This is a genomic window from Paenibacillus paludis (assembly GCF_042610515.1).
Lineage (GTDB): Bacteria > Bacillota > Bacilli > Paenibacillales > Paenibacillaceae > Paenibacillus_AQ.
Map to the genome: position 1 here is coordinate 1 of NZ_JBGJZP010000044.1, position 3,520 is coordinate 3,520.

The window sequence follows — 3,520 nt, forward strand, 5'->3', positions numbered from 1 at the left end:
CGTCTTCTTCACCTGTTCCTCGAACAGGCCGTGAATCGTCGCTTCCCGCGGATACTCCGCCGCCGTGTCGTTGAACGCATGCAGCAGCTCTTGCTTCTCCTGATCCGAAACCATATCGATCTGAGCAAGCGGCGTGTTTATCTGTTCCATTATTAAATCAAGGAAGTAAGTGAGCTGCTGCTTCAACCTGATCAGGCTCTCATTAGCATAGCGACTTGCATCATAATGCATTACAAATGAAAGTGTGTCGTCCTTCTTTTGAAAAGATATGTGTATGAGACATTCAGAGAGGATAGGGTCAATCGTTTGGTGAATGCTGTTAAGTGAGACAATCGTACCGAAACGCAATAACTCGTTACGGTTCATAGGCAGCCCGGTTTTCTCGGCTATGTAAGGATGGGGAAATTTCTGATGTTTGGCGGCTTCCGTTAAGCCATTGCGCACCTGGATCAGCACGTCCCTGAAAGTACTCTCAGAGCGGATTTGGATTCGAATCGGCAATACAGCCGAAGCAACTTCTTCGCTTCCTTTTTTTTTCAGTGGAGGCATACCTACTAATAAATCCGTAAGATTCAGATACCGGGAAAGAAACAACAGCGTTCCGGACATTAAGACCATGAACATTGCCTGTTCCGAGTTTTTAGATAGCGACTCTACACGATGTAAGGTCTCATTCGAAAGTTGCTGCTCAACCTGTCGGAACGACTGGCCGGCTATAACGCTTTCTCTGCCTAGAGAGAGGGTTGTTGGTGCGGGAGATTCCGCAAGCTGTTCAAGCCAATAATCAACGGCCTCCGAGTATTTACCACTAGAAGCCATAAGCCTAACGGTTAAAGAATCCATTTTAAAACCTCCAATACATTGAGTAGCTTTGCGTTCGATCTGTATCTCTACCAGTCAGTCAAAACATCAGCAGTCCTTGAAATAAACCGGGCTTACCTGTTTCGTTAATCGCCTGTTCCAAACGTAATTTCAGCTCATCGGCAGGCAGCTTCTTCCCTTTAAGAATAGTCCGAAGCAGATGTAGCACTTTCTCTGTCTGCTCTAATGTTGGTTCTTTTCCGGAAACAGTTATTTCTTCCTTCATTCTCTGGATCATCTTATACGGCCCGATCACATTTCTTTGATATTCATCCGCATTTGAATTGTGATTTTTGGTGCATACGGCAATAGATAAGCATTTATCCATCAGATTACCCGTGCTTCTTAGATGACTTCTCTCCGAATCACCCCTCAGGTTGTCAAGACAATCTTGCATTGTCGAATGGATGGAATCTGTTGCATATACCTTCGCTTCTGGAAAATGTTCCTTCAAAAGCGGCCCTAGTGTTTCACGAGGCCCCGTATCGATAAATGCTTGAACGGGCAGAGTCGCCATCCTGTTCATGCAAGCCGTCCACAAAACCGGGTTCATTAATTGGTCAGTGAGCAACGGAATAATATCCTGTTCACTTTTGTAAAAATTCCCTGTAACATTCGAGACAACTGGATGCTGCAAAGGATGAAGTGTAAGTCCGCCCAAGAATTCGCGAAACGGAGCTAAGGCCGGTTCCATGAGCGGACTGTGAAAGGGCGCGCTGACTTTTAACGGTATCACTTGCGCACCTGCATGTTTCATGGAAATCGCTGCTTCTTCCACTGCGCCCTTTACCCCTGATATTACAGTTTGTTTGCTGGCATTATAGTTAGATGGCACCACGGTCCCTATATTTAGCGAAATCTCCCTGCATATCTCCTTCACTTGCTCTGATGAAAGTCCAACCACGGCATACATCAAACCCCGGCCCTCCGGCACCGCTTCTTGCATATATTTCCCTCTGGCATGCACTAGCTTGACTGCGTCGGCAAACGATATAGCTTCCGCTGCACATAACGCCGATATCTCTCCAAGGCTATGCCCCGCAAGGACGGGTTGCACAATTTCAACCTCTTGAAGTATTATGCGATAGGCAATCAAACTTACAGTTAAAATTGCGGGTTGGGCGATTTCCGTCTTTCTAAGTATTTGCGTGCTTCCCTCGAAACATATTTTTTTAAGATCGAACCTAAGAGCATCGTTGGCCATCTCGAATAATTCCCGTGCGATAGGATACGCTGAATGCCATGCTTGACCCATCCCGACATATTGCGAGCCTTGGCCAGGGAATATAAATGCCATTTTATACAAATACAACACCTCATTATAATAAATCCATTAATGTCCATAATGTCCAATTATTAACTTTTATCGGTTTTTTATCGAAGAGTCACAAAAATCGATGCATTCGCATTAAAAAATGAATAGGAACGTGAAATTATGCATGTAATAAATCTGACAAAATTAGAAATTGATTTTTGTGAATTCTAGTTCCAGCTTCTTTCCAGATCAACTACCAAGCCAATGGCTCCGAAGCTTTTCATCGCTGGAACTAGAATTCTGTAACTATTTCAGATAAAAGAGTACACACTATCGATCAGCACAGAAACTAGATTCATATAAACCGACTTGGCCATTGTTACCGAAGATTAACCCTAGTAATACAACAGACCCTGTTATTCAAAATGAATAATATCGAATAATTCGTCTTCCTCCTCTTCTTTTTCATGTTGAAAGATTTCCATTTTTAATTCTCTAATGCAAACGGAAGGATCGGTGGCCGTGGCTTTGATAAGTTCACAAAATCCTTGAAGCAGTCTCGTCGCCGTCCCATGCTCGAATAAATCCCGGCTATACTCTAAAGATAATTGAAGGCCCTGTTCGATTTCGACAACAATCATCGTCAGATCCATCTTCGTTGTCGAAGTCTCTTGTTCAACGGAGCGAACCTCAATATCTGTTAAATAGAGACTCGATTGCTCCATGTTCTGCAGCACCAGCATCGTGTCAAACAGCGGGTTGCGGCTCCGATCGTGCCGCACGTTCAGCTTCTCTACCAGTTCCTCGAACGGATAATCCTGATGCTCGAATGCCGCCAGCGTCCGCTCCTTCACCTCGCGCACGAAGTCCATAAACCGCTTGTCCCCGGACGGGGCGTTGCGCAGCGCCAGCGTGTTCACGAACATCCCGATCATCGGCTCCGTATCCGTATGCGTCCGTCCCGACACCGGCGTCCCGACCACAATGTCGGTCTGCCTCGTGTACTTGTGCAGCCACACGTTATAGGCGGCCAGCAGCACCATGTACAGCGTGGCTCCGGTCTCCGCAGCGATTCGTTTTAGGGCCTCTGCCGTCTTGACGTTCACTTCGGTGTATACCCGTCCGCCTTCACTGCTTGGCACCGCTGGACGCCTCCGGTCGGCCGGCAGCTCCAGCACCGGCGCTTCCTCCGCATAGGCCGACAGCCAGTACGCCTCATGCCCTTGCATCTGCTCCACCCCGAGCGTGCCCTGCTGCCAGACCGCGTAGTCCTTGTACTGGATCCGCAGCGGCTCCAGCTCTTCGCCGGCATACGCCGCCATGAAGTCCGACACCAGAAGGTTCATCGACACGCCGTCCGACACGATATGATGCATGTCCCACACCAGCCAATGGCGCTCCTCC

The 3,520-nt window shown here is 47.5% G+C and carries 3 protein-coding genes; all 3 read right to left on the minus strand.

The features are described 5' to 3' along the window. Nucleotides 1-843 (minus strand): condensation domain-containing protein (locus tag ACAN56_RS35315; RefSeq protein WP_379148763.1); only part of this gene is annotated, 843 nt, incomplete at its 3' end. Between the two features lie 58 nt (nt 844-901). After that, nucleotides 902-2,158, minus strand: coding sequence for an ACP S-malonyltransferase (gene fabD, locus ACAN56_RS35320; RefSeq protein WP_379148767.1), 1,257 nt, complete (start codon nt 2,156-2,158; stop codon nt 902-904). 374 nt (nt 2,159-2,532) lie between these two features. Continuing rightward, nucleotides 2,533-3,520: condensation domain-containing protein (locus ACAN56_RS35325; RefSeq protein ID WP_379148765.1), on the minus strand; the 988-nt coding region annotated here is incomplete at its 5' end.

Bases quoted from the DNA above. Each gene is read 5' to 3' on its own strand.
- fabD (WP_379148767.1), bottom strand. From the start codon at position 2,158: ATGGCATTTATATTCCCTGGCCAAGGCTCGCAATATGTCGGGATGGGT.